14 protein-coding genes are annotated in these 24,967 nt (G+C 73.3%); 11 read left to right on the forward strand and 3 right to left on the reverse strand.

Annotation, left to right across the window (positions count from 1 at the left end; all coding sequences use genetic code 11):
* The first annotated feature begins 33 nt into the window (after nucleotides 1–33).
* From ACWD4G_RS10210 to ACWD4G_RS10245, 8 genes are all read left to right on the forward strand, one after another.
* Nucleotides 34–960 (forward strand): hypothetical protein, encoded by a 927-nt coding sequence (locus ACWD4G_RS10210; RefSeq protein WP_451292140.1) that lies wholly within the window; start codon nucleotides 34–36, stop codon nucleotides 958–960.
* A gap of 85 nt (nucleotides 961–1,045) precedes the next feature.
* Nucleotides 1,046–2,290, forward strand: a complete 1,245-nt coding sequence (locus ACWD4G_RS10215) for a MalY/PatB family protein (RefSeq protein ID WP_451292141.1) — start codon at nucleotides 1,046–1,048, stop codon at nucleotides 2,288–2,290.
* A gap of 375 nt (nucleotides 2,291–2,665) precedes the next feature.
* Complete coding sequence (locus ACWD4G_RS10220) at nucleotides 2,666–3,538, forward strand: DUF4132 domain-containing protein (RefSeq protein WP_451292143.1); 873 nt, start codon at nucleotides 2,666–2,668, stop codon at nucleotides 3,536–3,538.
* Complete coding sequence (locus tag ACWD4G_RS10225; RefSeq protein WP_451292145.1) at nucleotides 3,535–8,448, forward strand: DNA-binding protein; 4,914 nt, start codon at nucleotides 3,535–3,537, stop codon at nucleotides 8,446–8,448. The genes ACWD4G_RS10220 and ACWD4G_RS10225 overlap by 4 nt, the downstream gene beginning before the upstream one ends.
* A gap of 155 nt (nucleotides 8,449–8,603) precedes the next feature.
* Nucleotides 8,604–9,764: an ATP-binding protein gene (locus ACWD4G_RS10230; protein WP_451292147.1), complete on the forward strand. Its 1,161-nt coding sequence runs from the start codon at nucleotides 8,604–8,606 to the stop codon at nucleotides 9,762–9,764.
* Nucleotides 9,761–13,750 (forward strand): DUF5682 family protein, encoded by a 3,990-nt coding sequence (locus tag ACWD4G_RS10235; protein ID WP_451292149.1) that lies wholly within the window; start codon nucleotides 9,761–9,763, stop codon nucleotides 13,748–13,750. Before ACWD4G_RS10230 ends, ACWD4G_RS10235 begins: the two co-directional genes overlap by 4 nt.
* On the forward strand, nucleotides 13,747–16,074 hold the full coding sequence (locus ACWD4G_RS10240; RefSeq protein WP_451292151.1) for a hypothetical protein: 2,328 nt from the start codon (nucleotides 13,747–13,749) through the stop codon (nucleotides 16,072–16,074). The genes ACWD4G_RS10235 and ACWD4G_RS10240 overlap by 4 nt, the downstream gene beginning before the upstream one ends.
* 251 nt (nucleotides 16,075–16,325) lie before the next feature.
* Nucleotides 16,326–17,558, forward strand: a complete 1,233-nt coding sequence (locus ACWD4G_RS10245; RefSeq protein ID WP_451292153.1) for a PP2C family protein-serine/threonine phosphatase — start codon at nucleotides 16,326–16,328, stop codon at nucleotides 17,556–17,558.
* On the opposite strand, the gene ACWD4G_RS10250 is transcribed toward ACWD4G_RS10245, so the two are convergent.
* The gene (locus ACWD4G_RS10250) at nucleotides 17,539–18,087 is read right to left on the reverse strand and encodes a MarR family winged helix-turn-helix transcriptional regulator (protein WP_451292155.1); all 549 of its coding nucleotides are present in this window, start codon (nucleotides 18,085–18,087) and stop codon (nucleotides 17,539–17,541) included. The two genes, ACWD4G_RS10245 and ACWD4G_RS10250, sit on opposite strands and share 20 nt — an antisense overlap.
* Before the next feature lie 120 nt (nucleotides 18,088–18,207).
* On the opposite strand from ACWD4G_RS10250, the gene ACWD4G_RS10255 reads away from it, so the two are divergent.
* On the forward strand, nucleotides 18,208–19,140 hold the full coding sequence (locus ACWD4G_RS10255) for an NADP-dependent oxidoreductase (protein ID WP_451292157.1): 933 nt from the start codon (nucleotides 18,208–18,210) through the stop codon (nucleotides 19,138–19,140).
* A gap of 82 nt (nucleotides 19,141–19,222) precedes the next feature.
* Here the strand turns inward: ACWD4G_RS10255 and ACWD4G_RS10260 are convergent, their stop codons facing one another.
* Nucleotides 19,223–21,142, reverse strand: a complete 1,920-nt coding sequence (locus tag ACWD4G_RS10260) for a glycoside hydrolase family 97 catalytic domain-containing protein (protein WP_451292159.1) — start codon at nucleotides 21,140–21,142, stop codon at nucleotides 19,223–19,225.
* A gap of 25 nt (nucleotides 21,143–21,167) precedes the next feature.
* Complete coding sequence (locus ACWD4G_RS10265; RefSeq protein WP_451292309.1) at nucleotides 21,168–23,504, reverse strand: glycosyl hydrolase family 95 catalytic domain-containing protein; 2,337 nt, start codon at nucleotides 23,502–23,504, stop codon at nucleotides 21,168–21,170.
* A gap of 214 nt (nucleotides 23,505–23,718) precedes the next feature.
* Between ACWD4G_RS10265 and ACWD4G_RS10270 the strand changes: the two genes are divergently transcribed.
* Together ACWD4G_RS10270 and ACWD4G_RS10275 are read left to right on the forward strand one after the other, a co-directional pair.
* On the forward strand, nucleotides 23,719–24,417 hold the full coding sequence (locus ACWD4G_RS10270) for a polysaccharide lyase family 7 protein (protein WP_451292161.1): 699 nt from the start codon (nucleotides 23,719–23,721) through the stop codon (nucleotides 24,415–24,417).
* Nucleotides 24,418–24,512: 95 nt separating this feature from the next.
* Nucleotides 24,513–24,779 (forward strand): DUF1876 domain-containing protein, encoded by a 267-nt coding sequence (locus ACWD4G_RS10275; RefSeq protein ID WP_451292163.1) that lies wholly within the window; start codon nucleotides 24,513–24,515, stop codon nucleotides 24,777–24,779.
* The last annotated feature ends 188 nt before the right edge of the window (nucleotides 24,780–24,967 follow it).

Genomic DNA, 24,967 nt, shown 5'->3' on the forward strand with positions numbered 1-24,967 from the left:
TTCCCACCCGACGACCCCGTGAGGACCCACTCCATGCCGCAGACACCCGCTCGCCCGAACGGCCGGGACGGCGCCCGCAGCGACGGCGAGTTCGCCGATCTGTTCGCCCGCAAGGCACGCACTCCGCTCCGGGGCTTCCTGCCCGGCCGCCGGGTCTGGAAGGCGGTCGGCGCGTCCGCCGCGGCGGCACTGGTGATCACCGGCTCCGCCGCGGCCGTCGCCGCCGTCGACTGGAGTTCCGACTCCGCCGAGAAGGTCACCACGGCCGCCGACGAGGTCCCGAAGGCGAAGGCCACCCCCGGTGACACCGAGAAGGCGTCGGCCTCCCCCTCGCCGCAGGAGAAGGAGGGGGGCGAGGAGGGCCCCGACGTCGTCTACGTCCCGGTGTCCGGCGGGGCGGCCGGGTCCGGTTCGGGAGCCGGGACGGGCGCGGATGCGGGTGCGGGGGGCGAGGCCACGCCCGACTCCGACCCGACGTCCGGCGCGTCCGACTCCACCGGCGATGCGACCGGCTCCTCCGGCTCGACCGGCGGCCAGGAGGAGCGGAGCACGACCTCCGAGAACAGCGGTACGCAGTCGACGACCGGGTTCCTGTGGACCGACGGCAGCGTCGACTCCGACACCAACGACTACTGGGACCAGAGCACGGTCACGGTGAGGACCACCGAGTCCCTGACCGCGCTCAAGGTCGTCGTCAGCATCGACCAGACCGGCGGTGTCTCCAGCACCGGCGTCTGGAGCAGCCTCGGCGACAAGGTCTCGGTGTCCTCGGCGGCGGACAGCGGTCAGCTGGCGTACGTCGTCACCCTGAAGTCGGGCACCACCATCGGCCCCGGCACCTACACCTTCAAGTTCCAGTACAACCACTCCCAGGGCCGCCGTGACGCGGGCGGGGACCGCTACAACGTCACGGCGACGACGACGGGTTCGGCGTCCGAGTTCAAGAAGGGCGGTTTCTAGGCCGCCCGCGGGGCCGGGGGTTGGCCGGGGCCCTCCGTCCGGCATGGGCATGCCGCCCGTGGGGGAATCGACCTAGCCTTGGCGTATGGAGCACAGGTCGTATGACATGGTCGCCCCCGCTGTCGCCGATCCGCTGCGGGAACTGTCCCTGGAGCGGTTGCGACGGCGGACGAGCATGAAATGGCGGACGTATCCGGCCGATGTGCTGCCGCTGTGGGTCGCCGAGATGGATGTGGCCCTGGCCGAGCCGGTCGCGCGGGCGATCACCGACGCCGTGGCGCTCGGGGACACCGGCTATCCGGCGGGCACGGCCTACGCGGAGGCGCTGGCCGGTTTCGCGCGTGAGCGGTGGGGCTGGGACGGGCTCGTGGTGGAGCGTACGGCGATCGTCCCGGACGTGATGCTGGGCGTCGTCGAGATGATCAAGCTGGTCTCCGGCCCCGGCGACCCGGTGATCGTCAACTCACCGGTGTACACGCCGTTCTACCAGTTCGTCGAGAACATGGACCGCCGGGTGGTGGAGGCTCCGCTCGGCCCGGACGGGCGGATCGATTTCGCGGTGCTGGAGGGCGCGTTCGAGCGCGCCGGGGGCGCCAGGGTTCGGCCGGAGCGCGACGGGGACGCTCGGACGCGTCGGGAGTACGCCGGGGGCGCTTCGAGTCGCCCGGTGTACTTGCTGTGCAGCCCGCACAACCCCACCGGGACCCTGCACACCGCCGCCGAGCTGACGGAGGTGGCGCGGCTGTCGCGGGCGTACGGTGTGCGGGTCGTCGCCGATGAGATCCACGCTCCGATCGTGGCGTCGGGTGCGGCGTTCGTGCCGTATCTGAGCGTGCCGGGCGGGGAGGGCGGGCTGTCGCTGATGTCGGCGTCCAAGGCGTGGAACCTGGCCGGTCTCAAGGCCGCCGTCGCGATCGCCGGGCCGGAGTCCGCAGAGGATCTGGCCCGCCTTCCGGAGGAGGTCGGCCACGGCCCGAGCCATGTCGGTGTCATCGCCCACACCGCCGCGCTGCGGGAGGGCGGCGCGTGGCTCGACGCCCTGCTGGCGGGCCTCGACGACAACCGGCGGCTGCTGTCCGCACTGCTCGCCGAGCGGCTGCCCGCCGTGCGGTACACACCCGCCGAGGCCACCTATCTGGCCTGGCTGGACTGCCGGGAGCTGGGCCTCGGCGAGGACCCGGCGGCCGTCTTCCTGGACCGCGGCCGGGTCGCCCTGAACTCCGGCCCCTCCTTCGGCACCGGCGGCGCCGGTTTCGTCCGGATGAACCTGGCGACCTCCCCCGAGCTGATCACCGAGGGCGTACGCCGTATGGCCGCCGCGCTCGTCTGACCGGGGCCGGGCGAATGACAGGGCGGGGGCGAGCGGCTACCCGCCGGTACTACCGGCGCGTACGGAGAGTCACGCCCCTCGGCGATCCGACGCTGACACGTGCACGCACAACAACTGGCCGGTAATACGTAGTCCGTTACGTAGCTCCACGGATGCGGGGGTGATCTCCGTTGGATTGGCTTGCCGAGCCGGAGGAATCGCTTCCCGCGCCCGTTTGACGCCGTTTCGGCATCTTGGACGGACCGATCCGGAGGGGGCCCGGGGCCGATTGTCAGTGGCAGCCGCTAGCGTTCCGCACATCGTCGCACTGCGGCCGGACTCCCCGGCTGAACTGTGCTTTCTTTTGGCGTTCTTGTTGCGGAGGGGCTGGGGTACGTGGGTTGGCTGTCGGCGGGCGACGGATATGAAGTCGCCCTGGTGGAGGGGCGGGTGGCGGTTCGCGCCACCTCGGGCCGTGCGGCGGGGCGGCAGTTGAAGTCGCTGCCGAAGGCGCTGAAGGACCATCCGGAGGTGGACCGGCTGCGGCGGTTCGCCGAGTGGCTGGATCGGCACGCCGCGAGCTGTGTCGCCCAGGTCGACGCCTGGATGGTGTCGTCACTGCCCGTGCCCACCGGCCTGCTGGCCCGGGTGTGGCCGGACGAGGCCTGGCAGTCGGCGCTGCGCGACCTCGCGGTGGTCGGTGACGACCCGGACGAGGTGGGCTTCCTGCGCGGCGCCACGGAGTCGGGCGAGCTGCGCGTCGTGAACCTGGACGGCGAGACGGTCCGCCTCTCCCCGCGCACGGTGACGCTCCCGCATCCGGTGCTGCTCCCGGACCTGGACGACGTACGGGAGTTCGCGGCGGAGCTGGGCATCGTGCAGCGGGTCGAGCAGATCCACCGGGCGATCTGGCGCCGCCCGGACGACGTGGCCGCCAAGGCCACCGAGGTCAAGGAGTTCGCCGGCGGCTCCTTCCGCTCCCGTTTCGCCCTCGCCGCCCGCGCCTCCTCGCTGGGCTACCGGGTCTCCGGCGGGTACGCCACGGCCCGCGTCCGGGACGGCGGGCCCGCGGGCGCGGTCGAGGCCTCGGTGTGGATCGGTGAGCCGTACTGGGACGACGACGTGGAGACCGGCGCCCTGACCTGGCACGACCCGGAGGGCCGCGCGATACCGCTGCGCGAGGTGGGCCCGGTGGCCTGGTCGGAGGGGATGCGGATGGCGGCGGCGCTGTACGCGGGGCGCGAGATCGAGGAGGGCAAGAACGCATGAGCGGGGGGACGCGGGTGTCGTACGAGGAGTTGCTGACGGCGGGCGGGGTGCTGCCGCCGGACACCGAGGGCGCCGGTGAGCGCGCGGTGCCGCTGACAGCGCGGGCGTACCGTCATCCGGGGCTGGACGACCGGGTGGTGGTGCGGCTGGTCGCCGGGGAGCTGGGCGCGGCGGAGGATCTGGCCGCCGGGTTCCTGGGACTTGAGCGGGACGCGGAGCCGGCCGTGGTGGGGCTCGGGCCGCGCCAGTCGCTGGGCTTCCCGGAGTGGGTGCTGGTGCACCACCCGGAGGACGGCCATCACGCGCTGGGTGTCGTACCGGACCTGGAGAAGGTGGCCCGGCAGGCGAGGTCCAAGCCCAAGGCGGCCATGGACGCCTATCTGGAGCTGGGCACCCGGCTCGCGGCCTCGGTGCCGCACTTCCTGCCGACGTTCTACGAGCAGGCCGGGCGGGTCTTCCTCGCCGAGGAGAACGCCACGTACGCGGCCCAATTGTTCACCCGCGCCCGCAAGGCGGAGGCCGAGCACGGGCTGGTGGTGGACGAGGAGCGGCTGGACGCCGTGTTCCTGGAGTTCGCGCTGGCCGGGGCGCTGCCGGTGAAGGTGCTGTCGGCGTATGTGAAGGAGCTGGCCGGCCGGGTGCCGGCCGAGGAGGCGCTGCGGCGCTTCACCAAGCTGTGCCTGCGCCGTACGGCGGGCGGTCTGCCGCCGTCGGCGCAGATGGCGAACGATCTGCGCAAGCTCGCCCGCGCGGCCGGGCAGGACGCGGATCTGGCCGAACAGGACTATCTGGCCGAGCTGTTGGGTCTCCCGGCCACGCTGCGGGCGGCGGCGGGCTGGTGGAAGGGCCACCGTGCGGCCCTGGTGGCGCTCGCCGGTCGTGAACCCCGGGTACGGGGCACGCTGCTGGACCTGGTCCCGTCGGTCCACGACAAGGAGATGCCCGCGCTGTGGCTGGGCGTGCTGGAGGCGTCCGGTGCCCTGGCCGGGTTGTGGGACACCTCGCTGCCCGCCGAGCAGCGGCCGGGCGACGGTACGGCGGGCTGGTTCGAGCGGTTCCTGAAGTTCCGCCAGCAGTCCTACCGTTCCTCGGACCGGATGCCGGAGCTGTATGCGCTGGTGGAGCGGGTGGCCGACGTACTGCGGGCCGAACTCACCGCGTCGGGCGCCGAGTTGAAGATCACCGCGGATGTCGATCTGCTCGATCTGCTGCTGTCGCTGGACGTGCCGGTGGCCGCCCCCACGAAGGGCTACGCGCTGCTGCTCACGCCGTGGGCCTCGGGCGAGGGACAGCGCGACCTGCTGTCGATCGCCGCCGACTCCCGCTTCCACGCGGCGTTCCGACGGGGCGCCGACCAATTCGGCGACAACGCCCAGGGATTGCGGGCGATCCGGCTGCTCGCGGCGTCGCCGGGCGGGCGCCCGATGCTGGCGGAGTGGGTGCGCGAGGTCGTCCGGCGGTTCACCGTCGTCGGTCTGCCCCAGCTGCCCGACGCGCTGTCCCGGCTGAGGTGGCTGCCCGCCGAGGCCCTGGTCCTGGCCGAGGAGGAGGTGCGCGGCGCCCTGGCCACCGATCTCGCCCCGGTGCTGGGCCGCACCCTCAAGGCCGGTCTCTTCGACGAACTGGGCTGGCCCGCCTGGGAGGACGCCACCACCACCCTCGTGCCCAAGAACGACGTCGAGGACATCGTCGTCGCCGACGCCTGGCCCCACCTCATCGTGGCGGGCGCCGCCCAGGCCCGGGTGATCGGCGCCGAGGGCACCCTCCTCACTCACGATCTGCGGCTCCCGGCGAACGACACCTGGGGCGACCCGGGCTTCCACCACGTCGACGGCGAACTGCTGGTGTACTGGCGGACCCGGAACGACGGGCTGCGCGGTTACTGGCACCCCCGTGCCGACCGCGTGCTGAGCCTGGAGGGCCCGCAGAGCACCCGGGGCACCCAGATGGACTGGTACCGCGGCGACTTCCCCCTCACCGTGCCCCTGCCGGGCGGCGGCCGGGCCACCGGCGGCGGGGTGGTGCACGCCGGGGACACCACGCTCCCCGTGGAGCGACCGATCGTCACCGACGGTGTCTCGTACTGGGTGTGGCACCGTCCGGACGAGGAGGAGAAGGAGAACGGCTGGTACGAGTACGACCCTGCCACCGGTGAGTTCGGACGCATGAGCATGCCCGCGTTCCTCGCCGACGCCCTGCGCGACGCCCCGGCGGGCAGCGACTTCGCCGGCGGCTGGCTGGGCATCTCGCCGGCCTCCGGCGCCACCCCGGCCTCCGCTCCCGTGGACGGTCTGGTGGGCTTGCGCATGGTGGAGCTGCCCGACGGTTCCCGGCGCACCGAGGACCTCGCCGGGCACTCCGTCACCCTGGCGCCGGGCATGGGCCGCCCCTCCGCGCTGGTGGTGTTCCCCGGCGCCGAGCAGGCCGTGGCCGTGGTCCGCAACGGCTGGCAGCTGGAGCTGGTCGACCCCGACGGCGTCGTCACCGCGACCGCCAAGACCGACCGTACGCCCGGTGTCTTCGGCGAGGGCACGCTGCTGCTGCCGCCGGTGCAGTACTGGGAGTGCATGACGCCCCGTGACGTCGTCGGCTCCGAGGCGCTGCGGCGTATCGACCGGGACACCTCGGCGGCACTGCTGAAGGCCGCCGCGCAGGACGACAAGAAGGCGCTGCCCGACGCGATCCGCGCGCTGCTGCCGGTCACCGATGACGCGCTCGTCGCGGGTGTCGCCGGAGTCGTCCGGTACGCCGCCGGTCAGCAGGCGGTCCTCGACGCGGCGTCGGCCCGGCTCACCCGGGCGCTGGACGGCGAGTTGGAGGACGAGGGTCCGGTCGGCGTGCCGGATGTCGTGCTCATCAACGCGCTCAACGGGCTCGGCGTGGTGGGAGGCTACTGGTGGAACCGCGACGAGGAGATCACCACCGTCTTCCGCTCCCTGCGGTCGATGGCGCGGGCCGCCGGTGCGGGCGGCACCGCCGTGCCCAAGGAACGGACGGTGCGTCTCCACCTCGACGGGCCCGGACTGCCGTCCGGACAGCCGGAGCTGGACGCGCTGGTCGACCGTGCCAAGGCCATGGCGTTCAGGGCGACGGCCGGCACCACCTCCGAGGAGCACCGTGCGGCACTGCGCGCGCTGCTCGGCGAGTTCGAGGCCCTGGGCCTGGGCGCAACCGCCGCGCCCGAGCGGTGGCGCAGGGTCGAACTGCATCTGGACGCGGTCCTGTTGCGCTCGCCGTCGGGTGAGTGGCGCCAGGGTCAGTGGCAAGGACTGCTGCCCCTGGGCGGAGGCGCCTTCATCGCGTTCACGCAGCACACGTCGACGTACGACTCGGACGACGGCTGCGTGTTCACGGGCTTGTTCCACGACCCGACCGGCCGGTTCGAGACCCCCGAGCCGTACACGCTCCGTACGTCGTCCCCGCTGGGCGAGGACATGGAGGCGGGCCGACTCGGTGCGTTCCTGGCGGAGCTGGACGCGCGGGGTCCGGCGCCCTGGTTCCCGGAGGCGGCCGAGGAGTTCGCCCGGCTCACCGGGGTCACCGACACGATGGCCCGGCTGATCGTGGCCGGTCTGCCGAACGTCGATGTGTACGAGCGGACGTTCCTGACGACCGAGGCCCGCAGTCTCATCGGGGTGAAGGCCGTCGCGGCCGCCGACGCCAAGAGCGAACTGGCCCGTGTCGACGGCCAGATCCGGGCCGCGGTGGTGGCCGCGCTGCTGCCGGCCGACCCGGCCCGGCTGTGGACCGAGGGCCCGGACGCCGCTGCCGCGGCCGAGGTGTGGAACAGCGGGGTCGGCAGGCGGACCGCCGTCCCCGAGGCGCTGCTGGGCGACGCGGTGCGCGCGGTCAAGCACAGCGGCTGGGAGGTACGGGAGGCGCTGCCCGCGCTGCTGGACCCCGCCGCCGCGCCCCGGCTCACCCGGGACCTGGAGTGGGCGGTCAGCGGCGACCGGGTCAAGCCGGTCGGAAACAACGCGGCCGGATTCACGGCGGACACCCTGGTCGGTGTGACGGTCCTGGCCGCCTGGCTCGCCCACCGGCTGCCGGCCGGCGACCCGGTCCGGGCCGCGCTGCCGCCCGCGCTCACCGCCGTGCGCGAGCGGCTGGCCCACCCCGGCCTGGTCCTCGACTTCGGGCGGTACATCCACCTGCCCGGGTTCCGCAAGGTCGCGGGCGCACCGACCGAGGTCGGCAAGGACTTCGAGCGGTACGGCGCGGTCATCCTGGCCACGCACGACGACCGCCCGGCCCCGGGTGTCCGCGTCGATCTCCTCGACGAGGCGGGGCAGGACCCGTATCTGCCCGCGCTGCGCATCGAGGACCAGCGGCCGTTCGCCGCCGAGGTGGCGCTGCGGCTGGCCCGTTCGCCCCGGTTCGCGGCCCTGCTCGCCGATCCGGGCGAACCTCTGGCCGGTGAGCGCGACAAGGACGGCGTGTGGTGGCCGCAGGACCCGGGCCGCTCGGTGCCCGAGCTGGTGACCGAGGTGGCCAAGGAGTACGGCATCGGTGAGGACGCCGCCACGCTCTATCTGATGCTCCTCGCGATGCCCGACCCCACCGACCGCCTCACGGCCCGGTGGACCGGGTGGAAGCCGGCCCGTATGAAGGCGGCCCGCGCCGAACTGGCCGCCACCGACCTGGTCGTGGAGGCCACCCGGACCAGGGCGTCGCGCTCGCTGTTCCTGCCGGGCGGCTGGGTCGAGCCGAAGTCGCCGCGGGTGCCGCTGGAGCGGTGGAAGCTGCCGCTGTTCGGCGACGTACTGCATGACGAGACCCCGCTGTTCAGCGTGATCGTCCCGACCGAACCGCACGCCGAGCTGTACCGCAGGGCCTGGCAGCGCGTCCAGGACGGGGACGGGCCTCGCTTCGAGGAGCTGAAGGTGAGCAGGCGGGGCCGCCGCCGCTGAGCACGGCGCGAGCCCGGCCGCCAGAAGCAGGCGGGCGGTGGTGGGGCGCCGAGCACGGCGTCCCACCCGCCACCGCTGGTCCGTGCCCGACCACATCCATGCCCGACCACACCCTTGATCCAGACGATCAATCGACCCATCGACCAAGGACATCCATGACCTCGACCGACACGGTGACGGCTCTTCCGGCCCGGCAGACTCTGCCCGCCGAGGAGCGCCACGCCACCGAACTCGCCTTTCTCGCGGCCCACGACGAGGGGCCCCGGCCGCCCGGCTGGCGGCTGACGCCGCGCTCCGTGGTCACCTTCGTCTGCGGCAGCGGCGGCGAGACCCTGAAGCTGCCCAAGCCGCACGAGACGCTGCCCGAGAAGCTGGTGATCGCCCCCAAGTTCGTCGGTGAACGCGCCCTGGTGGAGCGGTGCGTGGTCACCCTCGCCGGTGAGCGCGGTCTGCTGCTGGTCGGCGAGCCCGGTACGGCCAAGTCGATGCTCTCCGAGCTGTTGTCGGCCGCCGTGTGCGGTACCAGCGCGCTCACCGTGCAGGGCACCGCCGGCACCACCGAGGACGCCTTCCGCTACGGCTGGAACTACGCCCTGCTGCTGGCCCAGGGCCCCACCCCGCAGGCGCTGGTCGACTCCCCCGTCCTCGGCGCGATGCGCTCGGGCCGGGTGGCGCGGGTCGAGGAGATCACCCGCTGTCTGCCGGAGGTGCAGGACGCCCTGGTGTCGATCCTTTCCGACCGCCGGGTGAGCGTGCCCGAGCTGTCCGGCACGGACGACGCCCAGGTCCCCGCGGCCCCCGGCTTCACCGTGATCGCCACGGCCAACCTCCGCGACCGAGGGGTCTCGGAGATGTCCGCCGCGCTCAAGCGCCGCTTCAACTTCGAGACCGTGCACCCGATCGCGGACGTCGACGCCGAGACCGCGCTCGTACGGCGCCAGGCCACGGCGGCGGTCGAGCGGGCGGGCGCGGCGTTCGCGGTGGACGACGCGGTCCTGGACGTCCTGGTCACCGTCTTCCGCGATCTGCGGGGCGGACGGTCCGGCGAGGGCTGGGACGTGGAGCGGCCGGGCACGGTGATGTCGACCGCCGAGGCCGTGCAGGTCGCCGCCTCCCTCGGGGTGGCCGCCGCGTATCTGCCCGGCGGGGACGCCCTCGATCTCGTACCGGGTCATCTGCTGGGCGTGGTCCGCAAGGACGACCCCGCCGACCATGCCCGGCTGCTCGGCTACTGGGACGGTCCGGTGCGTCGTCGCGCCGAGGACGGTTCGGCGACGTGGCGCCGCCTCTGGGATCTGCGGGAGAACCTTCGGTGACGATCGCTCAGGACCCGCGGACGGCCGTCACGGCCCTCGCCGACTCGACGGTGCCGTATCTGCTGGGCGTACGGCACCACAGCCCGGCCCTCGCCGCGGCGGTGCCCGCGCTGTTGGACGCCTCCGGCGCGGAGGTCGTCTGCGTGGAGCTGCCCGCCGACTTCCAGCACTGGCTCCCCCACCTCGCCGCCCCGGGCACCCTCGCCCCGGTCGCCCTCGCGGGCGCGAGCGAGGGCGGCCGGCTCGGCTTCTACCCCTTCGCCGACTTCTCCCCCGAACTCGCCGCCCTCCGCTGGGCACGCGAACACGGCGTCGAGGTCGTGTGCTGCGACCTGCCGATGTCGGACCCGGCGTGGACCGGGGGGCGTTCATCGGGGGCGGGCGCGGCGAACGGCGCGGGCTGTCCGGGCCCGGCAGACGACCCCGACGCACCAGGGTCCACGGCCAACGTGGTGGGCGAGGTCGTGCCGTCGGTCGCGCCGACCGCCTTCGCCGAGGCGCTCGTCGCCGCCGGGACCGGCCGGGACGGGGACGACCTCTGGGACCGCGGCGTCGAGGTGCTCGCGCCCGGCTGTGCGCCCGAGGCCGTCCGGCGGGCGGCGCTCGGTGTGGGGTGGGCGTTGCGCCGGGACGCCGAGTCGTCGGGTGGCGTGCCGTCGGTGGACCTGGCCCGCGAGGCACATATGCGGGCGACGATCGCCCGTGCCTCGACGGGTGGGCGCAAGGTCGCCGCTGTCATCGGCGCCTTCCACGCCCCGGCGCTGGCGAACGGGGCGGGCCCGGAGGACGACGCGTCGGGCGGCCACGCATCGACCGCACGTCCGCCCGCCCCGGCCTCGACTGCCGCGTCGACTTCGACTGCGGTGTCGGCCTCGGCTCCGACTGCTGGTCCCGCCCCGACTCCGTCCTCGGCCTCTGCTTCGCCCTCGGCTTCCGTCTCGGCGGCCTTGTCGGCGTCGGCCTCCGTGCCGGGCGCCGCGCTCGTCGGGGAGCGGCCCCCGGTCGTCACCTCGCTCGTGCCGTACGCCTTCGATCTGCTGGACTCGCGTTCCGGGTATCCGGCGGGGATTCGGGACCCCCGGTGGCAGCAGGCGGTGTTCATGGCCGGGGGCGACCCCGAGTCGCTGCACGCCGCCGCCGCGCGGGCGATCACCGATGTGTGCCGGGAGTTGCGGGCCGCCGGGCACACGGCGGGGACGGGGGAAGCCGCCGAGACCCTGCGGGTGGCGTGCGACCTGGCCGCGTTGCGTGGGCTCACGGCGCCGGGGCGGGGCGAGGTGCTGGAGGCGCTGACGACCGTGATGGGTCAGGGGGAGCCGCTCGGTCGCGGCCGGGCCCTGGCTCGGGCGCTGGAAGTGGTGCTGGTCGGCACCGACCGGGGCCGGGTCGCGCCGGGCACCCCCCGGTCCGGGCTCGGCCCTTCCGTGGAGGCCGAGTTGGCCGCGCTGCGGCTGCCCGGCCCGGACGACCCCGCCTCGCGCGAGCTGCGGCTGGACCCGTTGCGCTCGGCCCTCGACGGCCGCCGAGAGATCCTGCTCCAGCGGCTGGCGGTGTGCGGGGCGGGGTACGGCGAGGCCGTGGAAGTATCCGGCACGGGTGACGGTACGGCGCTCACCACGCGGTGGCGGCTGAAGTGGACCCCGGCGGTCCCCGTACGGCTGGATCTGGCCGGTGTTCGCGGGGTGACCGCGGCGCTGGCCGCCGAGGGCACTCTGCGGGAGACGTTCCGCCGGGAGTCGGCGGAGGGCGGCCCCACCTGTGCCCTCGTTCTCGCGGGCCTGCGGGACGCCGCTCGCTGCGATCTGCCCGGGCTGGTCGCCGAGCGGCTCACGGACGCGGCCGACGTGCTCCCCACGACGGCCACCCTGCCCGAACTCCTCGAAGCACTCGACCTGTTGGAGGCACTGCGCCGGGGCCATCTGCCCGGTACGACGGACGGAAGCAGGGAGGAGGCCGCGGCGCTCGCCGCCGATCTGCTGGAGGCAGCGGTCCGCGCGCTGCCCGGACTCGCGGGCAGCGACCAGCCGGAGGACGCCGCCGCGCTCATCGGGCTGGCCTCGCGGGCGGGTGAACACCACCTCGGTCTGCGGATGGACGACGCCCTGGGCACCCTGGCCCGCACCGGTTCCCCGCTCGTCCAGGGGGCCGCGCTGGCCGCCCGGGTCCTGCTCGACCTCGACGACGCGGACACGCTCGGCGCACGGGCGGCCGGTTGGGTCGACACGGCCACCGGGCCGGACGGCCGACAGTCCCTGTCCCGCCGTCTGACCGGTCTGCTCAGCGGTGCCGCACCCCTGCTCCAGTCGGCCCCGACCGCCCTCGACCCTCTGCTCGACCGTATCGACACGCTCGACGATCAGGGCTTCCTGGACCGGCTCCCGGCCCTGCGCGGCGGCTTCGACACACTGAGCCCGGCCGCCCGCGACCGTCTCCTGAACACGGTCACCGAGCGCCTGGGCGACCGCCTCGACCTCTCTCTCGGCGCCTCACCCCAGCTTCTGGCGCTGTGGACCGCGGCGGACACGACGGGCCTGGCGGCACTGGGTTCCCTGCGTCTGCTGCTGGGGACGCAGACGCAGACCGCCGAGAAGCCCGGTGGCGGAGCGCACCCGGAGTCGCCGGACGCCGCCCAGGCCTCGGAGGCCGCAGAGGCCGCCGAGGCCCCTGTGGAAGCCGAGCGTGCTGAGCGGACGGCGTCGGCCGAAGCAGCCGGGAACCAGGCGGTCACCGATGGCGCCGACGGCATCGAGGGCACGGCCGGACCGAGTCACACACCCGCCACTCGCGCGGCGGACACCGCATCCCCCGCCCCCGCCACCCACCCGACGGAGCCACCCGCCCCCGCGGCCCCCTCCCTCCTCCACCTCTCCCCCACCGACCGCTGGCGGCTGCTGCTGGGACGGGAGAGCGAGAAGTTGCCGCAAGGGGCCCGGCGTTACGCGTACGCACTCGACGAGTTGTACGGGGCCGGGCGTGGCGAAGGCGCCTCGGACTTCGGGCGGGACGGCGACCGGGGGCAGGGCGGCGGGCAGGACGCCTCCTTCCCCACGGCCCGGGAGTGGGCCGAGGAGTTGGACGCGCTGTTCGGCGCCGAGGTCCGCGAGGAGGTCCTGGCACGGGCCGCCGACCACGGCCGTACGGACGTCCTCGCCGAACTCGACCCCAAGTCGGTCCGCCCCTCGGTCGATCTGCTGACCTCCGTACTGAACCTCGCGGGCGGCATGCCCGAACAGCAACTGGCCAAGCTGCGCCCGCTGGTGCGCCGCCTCGTCGACGAGCTGGCCAAGGAGCTGGCCACCCGGATGCGCCCGGCGCTGACGGGCCTGGCCACCCCGCGCCCGACCCGCCGCCCCGGCGGCCGACTCGATCTGCCGCGCACCCTGCGCGCCAACCTCGCCTCCACCCACCGCACGGCCGACGGCAGAACCCTCGTCGTACCGGAGCGGCCGGTGTTCAGCACCCGCTCCCGCAAGGAGGCGGACTGGCGGCTGATCCTCGTGGTCGATGTGTCCGGGTCCATGGAGGCGTCGGTCATCTGGTCGGCGCTGACGGCGGCCGTCCTCGGCGGGGTGCCCACCCTCTCCACCCACTTCCTCGCCTTCTCGACCGATGTGATCGATCTGACGGACCGGGTGGACGACCCGTTGTCGCTGCTGCTGGAGGTACGGGTCGGCGGCGGCACCCATATCGCGGCCGGGCTCGCCCACGCCCGCTCCCTGATCACCGTGCCGAGCCGCACCCTCGTGGCCGTGGTGAGCGACTTCGAGGAGGGCTACCCGCTGGGCGGTCTCCTCGGGGAGGTACGGGCCCTGGCCGGTTCCGGGGTGCATCTGATGGGGTGCGCCGCCCTGGACGACACCGGCACCCCGCGCTACTCGGTGCCCATCGCCCAGCAGCTCGTCGCGGCCGGTATGCCCGTCGCCGCCCTCAGTCCCCTCGCCCTGGCCCGCTGGGTGGGCGAACGCCTCCGGGGAGAGACCCGATGAACGCCGAACTGCCCCCGGCGGCGCCCGATGTGGTCGCCGCCGCCGTCGAGAGCCTGACCTCCCGGCTGCGCAAGAAACTGGACGCCGCGATCGAGTCGTACGCGGCCCTGCCCGTCACGGCCGACGCCGGTGCCCTGCGCATCCGGTGCGGCGAGGACGCGGAGGTCACCCTCACCCCGGGCGCGTCCGGCGCGCTCACCGACCCTGAACAGGTGCTCTGCAGCTGCCTGTTGGCCCCCCGCTGTCTGCACCGCGCCGCCGTCCTCGGCGTCTGCCCGGTGGCCGACGCGGACGACTTGGCCGACATGCCCGCCGAGACCACAGCCGCGTCCGGCGCGGGCGCCGGGGCCCACGGCGAGGCCGGCGTTTCGGCGTCCGGTGGAACTCCCGCGCGACCCGCGGATTCCGTCGAGCCCTCGGCGACCACGGTGGCTCCCGCCGCGACAACACCCGCTGCCCCGGCCTCCGCCCGGACGGCCGCACCCACCGCCCCCACCCCCACCGGCAGCAACGCTGCCGACGCCGACCGCACCCCAGCCGACCCCAACTCCGCAGGCCGCGCCCCTACCGACGCCAATCCCGCCGGCCGCACGCCCGCCGCCCCCACCTCCGCCCAGGTGTCCGCCGCGAGGGCCCTGTGGGCCGCTGCCGCTGCCGTGCTCTCCGCCGGTGTCCCGGCGGCGGGCGCGGTACCGCAGGCGGAGTTGTTGCGGGCGGCGCACACGGCTCGGCTCGCGGGGCTGCACCGGGCCGAGGCGGCGGCCCTCAGGGTCGTGCGCGGACTGCGCGGCGCACGGGCCCGGCACGACGGTCACCGGCTTGCCGATCTGGTCGCCAACGTCCGCGAACTGCTGCTCACCGCAGGCCTGTTGATGGTCGCGGACCCGGATCAGGCCCTGATCGGCACCGCGCGGCGGGCCTACCGGCCGGGCGGGGGCCTGAGAGTCCACGGCGTGTGCCGGGAGCCGGTGATCGCGGCGACCGGTTACGGCGGTGTCGTGACGCATCTCGTCTCCGACGACGGGCGGTGGTTCTCCATCGCCGACGTCAAGCCGGGTGGCCCCGCACGTGCCCGGGGTGCCGCCACGGCGACCGTGGCACTAGGTTCGGGCAGCCTCAACCACTCCCAACTCTCCCGTGGCGGGCTGCTGATCACCGGTGCCACGCTCTCCCCGGACGGCCGCCTGGGTTCCGGCAAGGGCGTACGCGCGACTCCGGTCGCCGGCCTGCCATGGACGTCGGAGCCGGGGGCGAGCGCCGGGGCAGGCACAGGCACAGGTACGAGAGCGGGCGCAGGCGCGAACGCAGGTACGAGCACGAGCACGGGCACGGGCACGGGCGCAGGTACGAGAGCGGGCTCAGACGCGAGCGCAGGGTCAGGCACGGGATCGGGCACGAGCACGGGCGCGGGATCAGGCACGGGCGTCGGCCCCGGATCGGGCCCGCTCGCGGCGCTGTTCGCGCGCCCGTTGGCGGAGGCCGTCGCCGAGCGGCTGGCAGGGGCGCCGGGTGCCGATCCGGAGCGGGCGGAGCAGGCGGCGCGTGAGTTGATCGGGTGCGACCTGGTGCTGGTCGGTGCGGCGGGCGATCAGCTGCTCGCCCGTGAACTGGCCCCCGGCCGGCCGGTCGAGGAGGGCCCGCTGATCCGGCTGACCCCGGCCAACGGCCACCCCGACCTCGCCCACACGGCCAACTTCCATCGGCTCGCCTCCCGGCCGGGGCTACGGCTCCGGGTGATCGGCCGGCTGGACCCCGACCGCGCCGCCACGCTCCGCCCGCTCGCGGTCGGCCCGGTGCCGGGCATCGAGGCGACGCTACGGCTGCCCTCGGACTGGCAGGGCCGCGCCGACCTGGGATACGACCGCCTCGAAGGCGTACATCTCCCACCGGCCGACTCGCTGCCGCCTGTGGAGGGGCTCGCCGCGCTTGTGCCGGACCCGTTGGCCGAGGCCCCGCTGTGGCGGCTGCGCCGGTTGGTCGAGGTCGCCGTGTCCGGGGGCCGCCGGGCGGTGGCCGAACCGGCACGCGACGGCGACCGGGCCGGAGCCGGGGCGGCACTGCGCCGCAGCGGATTCCGGGCCGCCGCCGATCTGGCCATCGCGCTCACCTCGGAGGCCGACCGCCGCACCCGTGACGTGTTCGGCCGCACCGAGGAGGCCGACCCCGACGGCTACGCCCGAGCGTGGCTCGCCGCGGCCGCCTATCTGAGCACCACGGAACAGGCCCTGGTCCGGGCCACCTGGCAACCGGCCCCGAACCCGGCCCCGGCCCCGGCTTCAGCCCCAGCCCCAGCCGCCATGACATCAACCCCTTCCACCACCTAGACACCCGAACGGCACAGCCCCCGGCCCGGCCCGAACTCGAAGCCCGGGCCGGGGAATCCGTCACGCCCGGTGGTGGTTCCACGCCGGACCGCGTCACCCGTTCGAGTGATGCAGATACTCCACCCGGCCCCTTCCATCCCCTGTGGGCGCACCCCTTTCCGAACCCGGAGGGAGCAACGCGGGCGCCATGTAGGGTGTGGGCTTCTATCGTGGAACCGCACAGTGACGTTCGGTGTCGAGGCAGGCAGGACATGACGGAACCGCCCATCGACTACGCGGCGGTCTTCCGGGCCCTGCCCGGCATGGTGGCGCTGCTCACTCCCGATCTGGTGTACGCCGACGCCAACGAGGACTTCCTCCGGCTGGCCGGGCGCACCCGTGAGCAGTTGCTCGGCCGCTACATCTTCGATGTCTTCCCCGAGAACCCCAACGACCCGGCGGCAGCCGGTATGCGGGAGACCGAGTCGTCGATGCTGCGCACGGTGGCGACGGGCGAGCGGGACACGATGGCCCTGCTCCGCTACGACATCGAGGACCCGGAGCGGCCCGGCCACTGGGAGGAGCACTTCTGGAGCCCGGTCAACGCCCCCGTCCTCGGCCCCGACGGGAAGGTGGTGCTGATCGTCCACCGGGTCGAGGAGGTCACCGAGCTGATCCGCGCCTTCGGCGGTCCGGGCGGCGACGACAGCAGGGCCCGGGTGCTGGAGGCCGAGCTGTACACCCGCGCCCGTGAACTGCAGGAGGTCAACGAACGGCTGCGCCGGGCGCACGCCCATGAGCGCGAGGTCGCCCTCGCCCTGCAGGCGGCGATGCTGCCGCCGCCCCGCCCGACGGGACCGTACGAGGTCGCGCTGCGCTATCGGCCGGCCGTGGGCGGGCTGAATGTGTGCGGTGACTGGTACGACCTGGTCGATCTGCCGGGGCGGAGCCTCGCGGTCGCCGTCGGGGATGTCGTGGGGCACGGGCTGGCCGCGGCCTGTGCCATGGGGCAGTTGCGCAGTGCGCTGAGCGGCGCCACCCGGGTCGCCGGCGGGCCCGCGCAGGCGCTGGACTCGCTGGATCTGTACGCCCGCGCCGTCGAGGGCGCCGAGTCGACGACCGCGGTGACGACGTTCATCGACTGGGAGAGCCACACCATCGCCTACAGCAGTGCCGGGCACCCGCCGCCCGCGCTGCTGCGTCCCGACGGCACCGTCACCTTCCTCGACCTGGCCACCGATCCGCCGCTCGGCGCCCGCCCGGAGGCGCTGCCCCGTCCGCAGGCCGACATCCCGTTCATCGACGGTGCCGCGCTGGTGCTGTACACGGACGGGCTGATCGAGCGCCGTACCGAGGGCATCGACAGGGGCCTGGCGCGGCTGGCGGAGTCCCTCGCGGGGCACCGTCATCTCGCTCCCGAGCCCCTCGCGGACGCTCTCCTCAGCGATCTGCTGCCCGTGTCCGGCAACACCGACGACACGGCCCTCATCGTGCTGCGTCTGTGACCCGGTCCCGGGGTTCGGGGGTGGCGCCCGGGCAGCCGTCCGCGTCGTCCGCGCCGGCGGGTGCTCCGTCGGGGCCGGCGGTCATCCGGCGCGTCGCCGCGCCGAGGCCGTCGGCCAGCGCGGTCACCTGGTCGGGGGTGAGGGCGTCCATGAGGAGATCACGGACCAGTTCCACATGGCCCGGTGCCGCCCGCTCCAGCAGGGCCATGCCGTCGTCGGTGAGGACGGCGTAGACCGCGCGCTCGTCGCTCGGGCAGGAGCGGCGGCGTACCAGGCCTGCCTTCTCCATCTGCCCGATCTGATAGGTCAGCCCGCTCTTGGAGTTGACCAGGGCGCAGGCCAGTTCGGCCATCCGCAGCTCATGGTGGGGTGATCCGCTGAGCCGGGCCATGATCTCGTACTGCAGGCCGGACAGGCCGAAGTCCCTCTTCAGCCGCTGTTCCAGGCGACGGAGCAGCAGCGCGTGCGCCGTTGTGAAGGCCGTCCAGGCGCGCTTCTCCTCGTCGTTCAGCCATCGCGTATGACCCATGTCACCACCCTACCTGTTGTTCAAATTGGAACAAGAGTCTATCGTCCCCGAACGAGGTTTCAAATTTGAAGCATTCCGCGACCTCGGCGTCTCGGTGGACCGGAGAAGTACGGAGAAGTCATGAGCGCATATGCACGTGCCGTGCGGTTCGACGCGTACGGCGAACGCGAAGTGCTGTATCTGGCCGATGTCCCGATGCCCGAGCCAGGGCCCGGGGAGGTGGTGGTCAAGGTACGGGCCGCCGCCGTCAACCCCTTCGACTCGCTGCTCCGCTCCGGGGTCGTCCGGGACCACTTCCCGCTGAACTTCCCCGCCGCGCAGGGCATGGATCTCGCCGGGGTCGTCGTGGCCGTCGGTGCCGGGGTGTCGGGGCGTTCCGTCGGCGACCAGGTGCTGGGCTGGTCGCCGGACCGCTCCGCGCACGCGACCCATGTGGCGGTTCCGGTGGCCCGACTGCTGACGCTCCCGAGCGAGTTGAGCTGGGAGGCGGCGGGCTCGCTGCACATGGTCGGCAGTACGGCGTACGCGTCCGCCCGTGCCGTCGAGGCCAAGCCCGGGGAGACCGTGGTGGTGTCCGCCGCCACGGGCGGGGTGGGGTCGTTCCTGGTCCAGCTGCTCGTCCACGAGGGTGTGCGGGTGCTCGGGATCGCCTCGCCGGGCAACGCCGGGTGGCTACAGCGGCACGGTGTCGTCCCGGTGCCGTACGGGGACGGGTTGCTGGACCGGCTCCGTCAGGCGGCGGGGCCGGACGGCGTCGACGCGTTCATCGACCTCCATGGGCCGATCTACCTCGACATCGCCCTCGCTCTCGGTGTGGCGCCGCACCGCGTCCAGACGACCGCCGCCATGGAGCGCGCGGCGCAGATCGGGGCCAGGGCCGACGGCCGGCACAACGCGACCGACCGGGCGATCCAGATCGAGTTGGTCGATCTGGTCGCCTCGGGCGCCGTCGAGATCCCGATCGCCGCCACCTACCCCCTCGACCGCGTCATCGACGCCTACGCGGAACTGGAGCGGGGCCACACCCGGGGCAAGATCGTCCTGCTCCCCTGAGCGGGGCGCCCCGGCGGCACGGGCCGCCGGTCGGGACATTCCCGACGGCCCGTGCCTCCCGGCCCCCACGCGGCCCTCCGCCTCAGCGGTGGCAGGTGGTGATGCCCGGCCGCCAGGGGCAGGCGAGTGCGGCGAAGCCGCCGTTGGGCACGACGGCGACGCCCAGGGTGTCGCCTCCGTTCAGGACCCGGCGCTCCCGTACCAGCCCTTCGGTGCCGTCGGTGATCGTCTCGACCAGCCAGCGCCCTCGGCCGATGGCCAGCGGGACCTCCGCCGTCCTGGCCTCCCCCGCGTACACCCCGCCCAGGAACCAGCGCTCCCCGCTGCGACGGGCCAGCACCGCGTCCCGGCCGGGGCTGCCGGTGAGGAGCCGGGTGTCGTCCCAGGCCGCGGGGACCTGGTCGTAGAACTCCCGGGCGAGCGGGCGGGCGTCGTACGACTCGGGGGTGCCCGCGAACATCTGCAGGCCCGACTCGTAGAGGACGGCCATCCCGGTCTCCGCCGCGTCGGAGTTGGGGCGCAGGCCGACGCGGTGGAAGGCGCCGGGGGTGAAGTCCATGGAGCCGATGACGTTGCGGGTGAAGGGCAGGGTGGTGAGGTGGGCGGCGGTGTTGGTGCGTTTCTCCTCTCCTGCGACGCCCTCCAGGGTCATCACCTGGGGCCAGGTGCGCTGGATGCCCTTGGGGATCGTGGAGCCATGGAAGTCGATCATGAGGTGGTGGGCGGCGGTCCCGGTGAGGATGTCGTCGTACCACTTCAGGGTCGACTGGGCCTCCGAGTCCATGAAGTCGATCTTCACGCCCTTGACGCCCCACCGCTCCAACGTCGGTAGCCACCGGGCGCGTTCCTCGGGGGTGTCGAGGTCGCGCTGGTGTATCCAGACGATGATGCCGACGCCCTTGGCCCGGCCGTACTCGACGAGTTCCGGCATCCAGCTGTTGGTCTGCCAGTCGGGGTCGGTGGTGTCCCACTCGTCCTTCTTGAAGTACCAGCCCGCGTCGACGGCCTCGTACGGCCAGCCCCGTTCGGCGGCGTAGTCGACGTAGGCCTTCTGCGCGGTGAGGCTCTGGCCGGCCGCGCTGCCTCCGGCGAGCCAGGTCCACAGCACGGTTCCTGGCTTGACCCAGGTGGGGTCGGCGACCCGGGAGGCGGGGGCGAGGTCGTCGGTGAAGGTGGAGCGGGTGACGGTGGCGAGATCGCCGGTGACCATGGCCCGCCAGGGCGTGACGAGCGGGCCGTCCGTCTCGACCCGTTCGTCGGCGAGCTTGATCCGGTAGGTGCCGGTGCCCTGGTCGTGGGCGAGCCGGGCGCCGGAGTAGGCGCCGGTGAGGCCGGACTCGGCGAGCAGGGTGTAGCCGCCGTCGGTCGAGAAGAGTGCCTGGTCCGAGTACTCGCCGGTGGGCGCGCTCGCGGCGGTGTACTCGACGAACTGGCCCTCGTTGTCGGCCCGGTACTTGCTGAGCCAGGTGCCCGCGTCCGGCGGCAGATGGAACGCGGAGGTCTCGCCGAGGACGTCGCCGTGCCCGGCGGGCAGCGCGTACCGGTAGGCGATGCCGTCGGCGGAGGCCCGGACGACGAGGTCGAGCCGGGCGCCCGTGGGGGTGGCGAACGACAGTCGGGTCTCGTTCATCCGGACCCGGCGCTCCAGCCGTTTCCCGGACTTCGTCCGGTACCGCTCGTCGATCCGCCGGTCCTCGCGGTGCAGGAAGCGCAAGTCCTCGGAGAAGTCGGCCTGTTCGGTGACGATGCCGACGGGCGAGGGTTCGATGACCGTACGGCCGTCGCGGGAGACCGACAGGGCGAGTGCGCCGGTGGTGCCGTCGAGGGCGATCCGTGCGCGGGGTGCGTGGGGTGCCGTCGACAGGGACCACACGTGGTCGGCGGCGCCGGCGATGGGCTGGTCGGCCCGTGCGGGCCCGGTGGTGAGCAGTGTGGCCGCCAGCCCGGCGCAGAGCGCGGAGACGACCGCGGTCCGATACGGAACCGCCCTGGGAACCGCCATGGAGATCCTCCCTGTTGCTGGGTGACTACGGCAGGCCCCAGGCGGGGCCCGGTTCGGTGACGGCGACCGGGGCGATGACGAGGTCGGGGCGGGGGCCGGAGTGGACGAGGACCTCGCGGCCCTTGGGCAGGTCGATGGCGAGGGTGCCGTCGCCGAGGTCGCGGGTGCGGGCCGGGCTGCCGTCGTCGAGGAGCACGGTGAGGGTCCCGGTGAGGCCGTGGCGGAGCTTGAGCGGTTCGCCCGCGAGGCTCCGTACCCGGATGAAGCGCGTGGTGCCCGCCTTGCGGACGGCGCTGACGAGGAAGGCGCCCTGGGTGCGGAAGTTGTGCAGGGTGAGGTCGGCCCAGGCGGAGGGGACGGCCGGGAAGACGCGGATCACTCCGCCCCAGCTCTGGCAGAACATGTCGTGCAGGGACTGCGAGGCGGACAGCGGGGTCTCGATGACCGGGCCGGCCTCGGCGTAGTGGGTGTTGGGCCGGCACGGGTAGCGGGTGGTGGTGTCGAAGAACTTCCGCAGATAGGTGATCGCGGTGTCGCCGTCGCCGGTCATCGCGTGGATGGAGGCGGCGCCGGTGTAGCTGTAGCCCCGGTGGGCGCTGCCGAGCGCCTGCCAGTGGGCCACCGACTTGGAGATCAGCTCCCGGTTCTCGGGCCGCTCCCAGGTGACGAGGTACAGCGGGTACACCATCAGCAGGTGTGAGTAGTGGCGGTGGGACTGGGCGTACGGGGTGTCGGCGCCGATCATGAAGCCGTTGCCGTCGACCGGGTAGGGCACCAGGCGGGCCAGTACTTCCTGCCAGCGGGGGATCAACTCGTCGTCGATGCCGAGGAGTTCGGCGGACTCGACGAGGGTCTGGCAGCCCCAGCGGATCAGGGCGAGGTCGTAGTTGGTGTCCTGCGGTGGTACGACGGGGTACTCGGGCGAGAGGGTGCTCGGGAGGTGGAGTCTGCCGTCGGCGCCCGGGGTGAGGAAGTGCAGGTAGTAGTTGACGGTCCGGCGCAGCACGGGGAAGACCGTGTCGCGGAGCAGGGCCTCGTCCATGGAGTGCCGGTAGGTCAGCCAGACGTTGTGCAACGCCCAGGCCAGATTGCCCACTTCGGCGCCGGTGCCCGGTCGGCCGACGCCTCGGTTGGCGAACATGTCGGAGCTGCGGCCGACGCCCGAGCTGTCCGAACGGTAGGCGGCGGGGACGTTGGCGATGAGCTGTTCCTGGTTCTGGCGGACCGTGGTGGCGAGCGAGTCGAGTTCCAGGTGGTTGGAGCCGTGGACGAGCCAGTACTCCAGCTGGATGTTGAGGTTCCACCAGACGGCGGGCCAGGGGGTGGCCTCCAGCCAGGGCCCGCAGGTGGCCATGACGGGGCCGCCGGCGCGGCTGGCGGAGGCGACCTTGTAGAGCTGGATCCAGTGGAAGCTCTGCAGCCGCTGGTCGGGGAACGACACGAAGCTCTTGCGGTAGAAGGCCCGCCACCAGCGCAGGTGCTTACGGCGCAGGGCCGCGTACGAGGACGCGCGCCGCAGGTTGCGCAGGGAGGCGGTCTCGGCGGCGGTGTCGGAGGGGAAGCTGTGGCCGACGCTGAGCAGCAGTTCGTCGTCGGCGCGGCGGTAGGCGGTGGCGGTCTGGCCGCCGGCGATGAGGGGCTGGAGGACCTGTTCGGTGCCGTCGGCGGTGGTGCGGGTAGTCCAGGCGGGGTTGGCGGTGTAGCCGGAGGGCGGGGCCTCGCTGATCTTCCGGGGGCTGATGGCCTCCTCGGGGTGGAAGGTCCAGGTGACCCGTTCGCCGCCGGTGGCGGTGGCGCGGAGGGCCAGGACCTCGTCGTGGATCAGCGCGGAGAGGGTGAGGGTGCCCTCGGTGGTGGTGACGGTGCCGGTGAACTCGGCGTTCCACAGGCTCAGCCGCCAGTCGACGGCCGTGATGGTGCCGACCGGGTCGAGGGTGAGATGGCCGACCGGGAGGCGGCAGGTGCCCCACCCGCTGCCGAACTCGGGGCGGTGATCCTGGACCCGGCCGTGCTGGACGGTGAAGCGGATCTTGTTGGCGCCCGGCTCCTGGTACACCATGCTGCCGAGCTGTCCGTCCCCGAGGAACGGGCCCTCGTACCAGAGGGTCGGCAGCCTGCTCCACAGCAGGTCCTGGCCGCGCAGGAACGTCTCCCAGGCGCGGTCGCCGGTCATGGTGTCGCGGAGCTTCCAGGGGCGCCGGTGACGTCCGGCCACTTGATCGGTCCCGGCGGTGCTCTCCGCCGACAACCCCGGCCCGGCATGGGCCGTCGCGGGTAAGGCCGCGGCTGCCGCGCCGCCCAGCGCGGTGCCGATCACGGCTCTGCGGGCCACCGGTGAACGTTTCCCCGGTTGTGAGGTCATCTTTGGCTGTGAGGTCATCCTTGTCCTCCAGACCTGATGGATCATCGATACATCGGGTGTCTCGGCGAACGTAGGCAGCGCGTCGCGCACCTGTCAATGAGTCAGACAGCGCGAGAACAGGGACGAACGAAAGGTCTAGACTCTTGACTCATCCGATGTATTGGGGTTCTCTGCGAGTCACTTCCCCTCCCCCACACTCATCGGAGGACTCGCGATGAACAGGAGAACCGCCTTACGCGCCGGAGCCGGACTACTGGCCGGCGGTGCCGCGCTCGCCGTACCGCAGGGCCCGCTCACCGGCCCGGCGACGGCGGCGACGCCCGCGCCGACCGCCGACCCCACCGACGGCTGGACGCAGACCTCGTTCACGTACAACTGGCACAAGCCCTGGAATCTCGACCTCTCCGAGCGGCACGGCTACAGCGGGGGCGTGCACCGGATGTGGGTGTACGCCACCGACGAGCCCTTCCAGGAGGGCAGCGCCACCGACCCGCGCTGCGAGATGCGCTGGAAGGCCGAGTACACGACGGGTGAGCGCATGTGGGACGCCGACGTCTATCTGCCGTCGGGCAGCGACGGCGCGTCCTTCGTCCAGATCCTGCGCGGCGTCCGCCCCGCGGGCACCTTCGCCACCGACATCATGCTCAACGTCTACAACACCGGCGGCGGCACCGTACGGCGCTACGACGGGACCGTGCTGAAGACCAACGCGTACGACACCTGGTTCAACGTCAAGATCGCCCACCAGGCGACCAGCGGGACCGGCACCATCAAGGTCTACTTCGACGACTCCCTCGTCCTCACCGTCGCCGACCGGGGCCCCGCCACCCGCTACTTCAAGAACGGCGTCTACAACCACGGCTCGGGCCGGGTCGAGGCCCGCTTCCGCGACATCCGCCACTGGAGACGCTGACCGGCTCCGGCCTCCGGGTGGTGGCCCTCGTCCTCGGCTGGACCGCTCCCCCCGAGAAGCGCAGCCTGAGGAGTGAAGGGGATTCCCGCCCGGAGGTGATCGCAGTGGAAGACAAGCAGTGGACCGTGCAGATCTATATCACCGAGGACGGCGACGACACCCGGGCCCGTGCCGTGCTGGACACCCAGGGCTCGTCCACCGTGACCGGCAAGGGGACCGCCCGGCGCAATCCGATCGACCGGCCGGTCCCCGAGATCGGTGACGAACTCGCCGCGAGCCGGGCCCTGGAGGACCTCGCCATCCGGCTGCACGACGTCGCCGCCGACGACATCGTGCAGCTGACCGGCCCCGTACGTCCCTGACGGCGCCGCCGCCCCCCCGTCCGGGACTCCGGGTTCCGGCGTCGCCCCCGTGCCACCCCTGCCCCATCCGGTCCCGAACCTCCGTTTTCCGTGGGGCAGTTCACCTTCCGCGTCAATGGTTCCGGTGTGTGCGACAAGTCTCGTGGGAACCGTCCGCTCCTGGAATGCGTACCTCTGTACGATCACCG

The organism is Streptomyces sp. NPDC002643 (assembly GCF_053592555.1).

What these genes read in the sequence shown, in the direction of transcription:
- ACWD4G_RS10225 (WP_451292145.1), top strand. Translation starts at nt 3,535, where the DNA reads ATGAGCGGGGGGACGCGGGTGTCGTACGAGGAGTTGCTGACGGCGGGC.
- ACWD4G_RS10215 (WP_451292141.1), top strand. Translation starts at nt 1,046, where the DNA reads ATGGAGCACAGGTCGTATGACATGGTCGCCCCCGCTGTCGCCGATCCG.
- ACWD4G_RS10270 (WP_451292161.1), top strand. Translation starts at nt 23,719, where the DNA reads ATGAACAGGAGAACCGCCTTACGCGCCGGAGCCGGACTACTGGCCGGC.
- ACWD4G_RS10245 (WP_451292153.1), top strand. Translation starts at nt 16,326, where the DNA reads ATGACGGAACCGCCCATCGACTACGCGGCGGTCTTCCGGGCCCTGCCC.
- ACWD4G_RS10240 (WP_451292151.1), top strand. Translation starts at nt 13,747, where the DNA reads ATGAACGCCGAACTGCCCCCGGCGGCGCCCGATGTGGTCGCCGCCGCC.
- ACWD4G_RS10255 (WP_451292157.1), top strand. Translation starts at nt 18,208, where the DNA reads ATGAGCGCATATGCACGTGCCGTGCGGTTCGACGCGTACGGCGAACGC.
- ACWD4G_RS10265 (WP_451292309.1), bottom strand. Translation starts at nt 23,504, where the DNA reads ATGACCTCACAACCGGGGAAACGTTCACCGGTGGCCCGCAGAGCCGTG.
- ACWD4G_RS10250 (WP_451292155.1), bottom strand. Translation starts at nt 18,087, where the DNA reads ATGGGTCATACGCGATGGCTGAACGACGAGGAGAAGCGCGCCTGGACG.
- ACWD4G_RS10260 (WP_451292159.1), bottom strand. Translation starts at nt 21,142, where the DNA reads ATGGCGGTTCCCAGGGCGGTTCCGTATCGGACCGCGGTCGTCTCCGCG.
- ACWD4G_RS10230 (WP_451292147.1), top strand. Translation starts at nt 8,604, where the DNA reads ATGACCTCGACCGACACGGTGACGGCTCTTCCGGCCCGGCAGACTCTG.
- ACWD4G_RS10210 (WP_451292140.1), top strand. Translation starts at nt 34, where the DNA reads ATGCCGCAGACACCCGCTCGCCCGAACGGCCGGGACGGCGCCCGCAGC.